This window comes from Pedobacter sp. CG_S7, assembly GCF_040544395.1.
Lineage (GTDB): Bacteria > Bacteroidota > Bacteroidia > Sphingobacteriales > Sphingobacteriaceae > Pedobacter.
Genome location: NZ_JBEONS010000036.1, coordinates 21767 through 28390 on the forward strand (window position 1 = coordinate 21767; position 6624 = coordinate 28390).

3 protein-coding genes and 1 tRNA gene are annotated in these 6624 nt (G+C 38.4%); all 4 read left to right on the forward strand.

Translation table 11 applies throughout. From position 1 onward, the window contains the following. Window positions 1-129 precede the first annotated feature (129 nt). The 4 genes from AAKU52_RS14805 (at window position 130) to AAKU52_RS14820 (ending at window position 6332) form a co-directional block, all read left to right on the forward strand. Entirely contained in the window at window positions 130-3276 is a 3147-nt protein-coding gene (locus tag AAKU52_RS14805) for a SusC/RagA family TonB-linked outer membrane protein (RefSeq protein WP_354334892.1), read from the forward strand. 26 nt (window positions 3277-3302) lie between these two features. Beyond that, window positions 3303-4724 carry a RagB/SusD family nutrient uptake outer membrane protein gene (locus tag AAKU52_RS14810; protein WP_354334894.1) on the forward strand — a complete coding sequence of 474 codons (1422 nt, stop codon included), beginning with the start codon at window positions 3303-3305 and terminating at the stop codon, window positions 4722-4724. Between the two features lie 63 nt (window positions 4725-4787). Continuing rightward, the gene (locus tag AAKU52_RS14815) at window positions 4788-5963 is read left to right on the forward strand and encodes a BT3233 family polysaccharide utilization protein (protein ID WP_354334896.1); all 1176 of its coding nucleotides are present in this window, start codon (window positions 4788-4790) and stop codon (window positions 5961-5963) included. A 295-nt stretch (window positions 5964-6258) separates the two neighbouring features. Then, window positions 6259-6332, forward strand: a tRNA-Asn gene (locus AAKU52_RS14820). Window positions 6333-6624: the final 292 nt, after the last annotated feature.

The following is a 6624-nucleotide window of genomic DNA, read 5'->3' on the forward strand; positions in this document are numbered from 1 at the left end:
CCTTTATATTTTCCATTCTTTTGTAAGCTCCTTTGTCAACGGTAGTTTAACTAAGCATTTTGCTGGGGTTAACAATGTTATCAAAGGCCAAATATAAACCTTGTTGTTTACCCAATTAATGAGAAAATTATGAAAAAAGAAAGAAGGGTTTTATTGGTCCTAAACTTGATCTTTATACTAGCTTTCGTGTTTTGTTTGAATGTGTCAGCAAATCTGCATGAAAGCCATTCTTCAAAATTCGCGCAGCTTCCCGATGTCCGTGTTAAAGGGAAAGTAACCGATGCTCAGGGTGGCCCTCTACCAGGAATAAGTGTTAAAGTTGCTGGTACATCTGCAGGAACGGTTTCCAAAAGCGATGGTACCTATGATATTTCTGCTCCTGAAGGTGCGTCGCTTGTGTTTTCTTATGTAGGATATGCTGCTCAAACTATAAAGATCAGTGGAAAAACACTAATTAATGTTACACTGACAGAAGACGATAAAACACAGCTAAGTGAAGTTGTAGTTGTTGGTTACGGTACACAGCGAAAAAGTGATTTAACAGGTTCAGTAACTTCCCTGAGTGGTAAAGATCTTGATAAAACACCTGTTGTAGGTGCAGATCAAATGCTTCAGGGCCGGGTAAGTGGTTTACAACTAACCCAGTCTGATGGCCAGCCTGGAAACGCTTCTTCCATCCGCATTAGAGGGACCAACTCTATAAACTCTGGAAATGAACCGCTTTATGTTATTGATGGTTTTGCAGGTGTAGCCAACTTAAGCTCTATTAATCCAAGTGATGTCGCGTCTATTGAAGTGCTGAAAGATGCTTCTTCTACAGCAATATATGGTAGTCGCGGGGCAAATGGAGTAATTCTTGTTACCACTAAAAAAGGTAAAGAAGGGCAGAATGCCATTAACTTTGATGCTTATGCAGGCGTACAGAAATTGTCTAAAAAAATGGATATGCTCAATGCCACTGAGTTTGCACAATACCTCAATGATTATTATACACAATACAATGTTGCCAACCCTAATACGGCAAAAGCGCTGCCTTATACAGCAGCACAGGTTAGTGCGCTTGGTGCCGGAACAGATTGGCAGGACGAGCTTTACCGTTCTGCACCTATCCAGAATTATCAGGTAAGCTTCAATGGCGGTAATAAAGAAACCCGTTACTACCTTAGCTTAAATCATTTCGATCAGCAGGGAATTATGCGCAATACTGGATATAGAAGAGAGTTGATCCGGATGAACCTGGATAGAAACATCGGTACAAAAATAAAAGTAGGTTTCTCTTCTCAGATTTCTTATGCTGCACAAGCTATTGATGCCACAAAAACTGGTACAGGATACGGTTCTGCAGGTGGTGCTTTGAACATAAGCCCAATTATTCCCTTGCGTGATGCAAGTGGTGAATATACTTTTCAAAATGAGCCTATTGCTTATGTCAGTGTTTATGGTAATCCTGTTGCTGGCGTTACTGAAGCTAAAAATAATGTGGGCTCAAGTCGTGGTCTAATCAATACTTTTGGTGAATATGAATTCCTTCCTGGATTAAAATTCAAAAGTAGTATAGGTGTAGATTATACTTCGGGTACAGAAAAAAGGTATTTGCCATCCAATATTTTCGTCGGACAAGCAACTGGTGGTTCAGCATATTCTTCTAACATGACAAATTACAGTTGGTTAAATGAGAATACGCTTTCTTACCAGAAAGAATTTAATAAGAATCACCGTTTTGATGGTTTATTAGGTTTTTCCTTACAAGAGTTTAAGGTGAGTGATTTTAATGCAAGTGCACAAAACTTTTTTACAGATAACCTCGGCTATGATAACCTGAGTCTTGGTGGTAATATTCTAACTCCAGGTTCCAATACGGTGAAAAACAACCTAGCTTCCTATTTTGGTAGGGCTAATTATTACTTTTCAGATAAATATATTTTTACTTTTACAATGCGTGCTGATGGTTCATCCCGTTTTGGAGAAACCAATAAATGGGGCTATTTCCCTTCTGGTGCTGTAGCCTGGCGCTTATCGAGCGAAGATTTTATTAAAAATGTGGAGCAGATTTCTAACTTGAAATTAAGGGCCAGTTATGGTAAAACTGGAAATCAGGAAATCACTTCTTATTCTTCACTTGCACAATACGGTACCAATGGCTATTCTTTAGGTGTTACTCCCGGACGTGTGGTTGGTGTTTCTTCTAATAATATTCCTAACCCCAACCTGGCTTGGGAATCTACAAAATCTTTAGACATTGGATTGGATCTGGGACTTTTTAATGAGCGTCTAATTTTGGTTGCTGATTATTATCGTAAAACAACGTCAGATTTGCTGCTAAATGTTGCGGTACCCCAATCATCTGGATATGCCAGCATTTTACTGAATGCAGGAAAGGTTCAAAACCAGGGACTGGAACTTTCATTGACCTCACAAAATATAGCAGGTAAAAATTTCAACTGGTCTACAACAATCAACTACTCTACCAATAAGAATAAGGTGGTCGATATGAACGGTACCAACAATATTTTGGTAGGAAGTACTGGTTCTTACATTGTAACTAACGGTCTTGCACCTTCCATTTTACGTGTTGGCCAACCTATTGGCTCTTTTTACGGTTATACTTTTGATGGTATCTGGCAAACCCAGGAGCAGATTGATGCCGCAGGGCGAACAGGAGTGAAACCTGGTGATGCCATCATCAAAGATATGGATGGTAATAAGGTCATCAATGCATCAGATCGTGATATAATCGGTCAGGCTGCTCCAAAATTTATTTATAGTGTTAACAATACTTTTACTTATAAAAACTTTGATCTCGCCGTGTTTATGCAGGGTGTTCAAGGAAATAAAATATTGAATATTACTAAATACTCTCATAACGGAGGAACTACAAATAATCAGTATGCCGAAATGCGCAATGCATGGAGTGGACCAGGTACAAATAATACTACACCCAGAGCATTCAGCACCACAGAGCGTTCTGTTGGAGTAGTAAGCAGTTATCTGGAAGACGGAAGCTACCTCAGACTCCAAACGGTATCTTTAGCTTATAATTTTCCAACTTCAGAAGCTAATAAGGTGTTTAAAAGTGCTACCGTATATGTAACCGGACAAAATCTGTTAACTTTTACCAATTACACTGGTTACAACCCAGAGATTAATTCTTTTGATAACCGGAATTCTAACTCGTCAAGCCAGAATACTGGGTCTCAAAATTTAAACCTAGGTGCTGACATTAATTCTTACCCGCCCTCAAGAACATTTTTGTTGGGTGTAAAATTTGGATTTTAAACAAGATCATTCTTAATTATAAGATCATGAAATTAAAAATATTAACAATTGCCATAGTTGTATTAAGCCTGAGTTCTTGCAAGAAGTTTCTCACAGAAGATCCGAGCAGTTTCCTAACGCCAACTAATTTTTATAAAAGTGAGAAAGACGCCGTTGCTGCTTTAAATGGAGTTTTTAGCACACTACAACCTCAAGGGTTTTACCAGCGAACAGTATATACCGTTTCTGACAATGCATCAGACTTAATGTATGCAGGAGCCGGTGCAGCAGACAGGAATACCTTAACAAGCCATACATTTAACGCTGTAAATGGTGAAATTACCAACTGGTATGTGAACAATTATAAAATGATCAAAAATGCAAATGATGTGATCGCTTATGTGCCACCTATTTCCATGGATGAAGCCAAAAAGAATAATATACTTGGTAACGCCCGTTTTTTAAGGGCTATGGCGTATTTCAATTTGCTTACTGCTTTTGGTGAAGTACCCTTGATTCTGGAGCCGGTTAGGGCTGGTGATCCAAATTTGTACCCTAAAAAAGCTACACTTGCTGCTATATATGATCAGCTGCTTCTTGACCTTCAATTTGCAGAATTAAATTGCTATGCTGAAAAAAATATTCCTGCAAGCGAAAAAGGTAGGGTTGCCTCAGGCTCCGCTTCAGCTTTATTGGCTAAGGTATACCTTACAAGAGCAAAATCTGCTGCGGCTAAGGCTACAGATAGTCAGGATGCACTAGCAGCATGTAATAAAGTAATAGGTGATACAGGTTCTTATAGTTTATTAACTAATTATGCTGATATCTTTAGCTCTGATAATAAATACAATAAGGAAGTTGTGTTCGCTGTGCGTTTTGGTACAGCGCCAAATGTCTCAAATATTACTTTAAGAATGTTTTATCCTACTATTTTGGGTGGTTACGGCTCATTTTTAGTGCAAAACTATTTCTTTAACAATGGTTTCCCAGAGGGAAATAGAGATATTAGAAAAACTTACAGCGTGTCAAATACGGCTAATGGGACTTCGGTAGCTCCTTTTGTTTATAAATTTAGGGACAGTCAGTGGAAGAAAGACAACAACTCCAGAACGGACTGGTTTGTATTGCGATTAGCAGAGGTGTACTTGTTACAGTCTGAAGCAATGAACAACATCAACCCAACAGATCCGAATAAATTTAATGGTATCAATACCATTAGGGCTCGTGCAGGTTTAAATTTACTTACCGATCAGTTAAACCTGGTTAATACTGCAGGCGCAGAAACCTTTGTTGATGCCTTATTAAAGGAACGCGCACGTGAGCTTTGTGGCGAAGGACAACGCAGGTGGGATCTTCTACGTCTTGGACGGTTAAAAACTGCCATGGCAACAGTTGGTGTAACTGTAGATGATGATCATTTGTTATTCCCAATACCACAATCAGAAAAAGATGTAAATTCTAATCTTTAATCAGGGTTATTGCTATCTTATGCTCGTGTTAATCATCACCTTTAAAAAACAAGTAATTCTCTAATGAAAAGCATCAGTTCCATTTTAGTTAAAAAAGACATTAAAAGTTCAACAGCTAAATTTATAAAAGTTTTCATGTTATTGCTGTTTTTCGGTAACCTGGCTGTTTCTGCTGGCACCTCTATCGAAATCATCAATCATCTTCCTAAAAAGAGAGTGGAGCTTGTAGAGATCCCTTATGTTAAATTTCAAAAAGAATTCTTGTGGACCAGAGGAAAGACTTTCAAACTGATTAATGCAACCACCAAAGCTGAGCTACCTTATCAGTTAGCCTATAAAGGAAACAAGGAGCCGGTGGCTTTATTAATTGCGGTGTCTGTTGCGGCAAATGCTTCCTTAAAGATTTTAGTTAAAGAGGGAAGTCCGGCAATGGTGAAAAATAAAACTTTTGCTCGCTTTGTGCCAGAAAGATATGATGATTTTGCCTGGGAGAATGATAAAGTAGCTTTTAGAATGTATGGTGCGGCACTTGAAAAACGTAAAGACAATGCTTTAGGAATGGATGTTTGGTCGAAAAGGACTTTAGAACTTATTGTGGATAAATGGTATAAAAGTGGCGATTACCATACTGATCATGGTGAGGGTATGGATTACTACAGTGTAGGGAATACATTAGGTGCTGGAGATATCGCTCCTTTTGTTAACGATTCTATCTACTTTACCAATAATTATAAAACTTGGAAAGTTTTAGACAACGGACCGCTGAGAAGTACTTTTCAACTCATTTACCCAACACGTAATGCTGCCGATATCCCTATTACAGTTACTAAAATCATATCTATTGATGCAGGTTCGCAATTCAACAAAGTGGAAGCGATTTTCGATTTTCAGGGCGCTCAAGCAATGCCGGTTGTTATTGGTATTGTTAAAAGAGGTACACAAGGTGCTGCGGTTGTATTAAATGAAAAAGATGGTATCATGGCCTACTGGGAGCCCGAGTCGGTTAAAAATGGTGTTCTGGGCTTAGCAATTGTTGTGTCCGATTCCACAAACAAAATGGCAGTCGCTAAAGGTCATTTGTTAACGTTTGCAAGTGCGAAATCTTTACAGCCATACTGCTATTATTCTGGAGCTGCCTGGAATAGAGCAGGCCAGATTACCTCTGCTCAGGAATGGATAAACTATCTTTCTGATTTTAAAGAAGGATTAAACTCTCCGTTAGTTGTTAATTTTAAATAGCAATTGTTGTGTTTTTATGATTCTACTTTTAAGAATATGCTCTCCCTTTAAACAGGCAGTGAGTTAATATTGAATGTACTATGCAACAAGGGTGAGTCAAGGGTTTCTTCGGCAAAAGGTTGACTCACCGTTGACTCACTGTTGACTCACTTTAAACGTATTATAGGCCAGTAAAAACTTTATTAAATTTTTTTTCAAAAACTGTTGCATTAGCAATTTAAAAGTCCTAATATTGCAATCCCAAAACGATTGAAAGTTTAGTACAAAAGCCGAAAATGTTTAGGGGTAGCCAGATTCCCGAGTAGCTCAGCTGGTTAGAGCATCTGACTGTTAATCAGAGGGTCACTGGTTCGAGCCCAGTCTCGGGAGCTCAGATTTTCAGGTCAGAAAATCACATAAAAACCCCTTCTAGCTTATTAGATGGGGTTTTTTGGTTCCAAAACAGGAAGTCTTCCTAACCCCGAGCGTCTTTTCAATTACCATCTTTCGTCAAGTTTAACAGCAAAAACTGTAGAATTTAACGCAAATGTTCTACAAATATTTAACAGAAAAAATCCCGTGATATAGGATCAATGCCAAATGTTGTGGGCTGAGGCTAAAAATTTATCTTTGTATTTTGATAAAGATTGATATTTATGCCCACGAGCCACACCTCCATACT

Excerpts from the sequence above, each read along its gene's own strand:
- AAKU52_RS14805 (WP_354334892.1), top strand. The coding sequence starts at position 130 with ATGAAAAAAGAAAGAAGGGTTTTATTGGTCCTAAACTTGATCTTTATA.
- AAKU52_RS14810 (WP_354334894.1), top strand. The coding sequence starts at position 3,303 with ATGAAATTAAAAATATTAACAATTGCCATAGTTGTATTAAGCCTGAGT.
- AAKU52_RS14815 (WP_354334896.1), top strand. The coding sequence starts at position 4,788 with ATGAAAAGCATCAGTTCCATTTTAGTTAAAAAAGACATTAAAAGTTCA.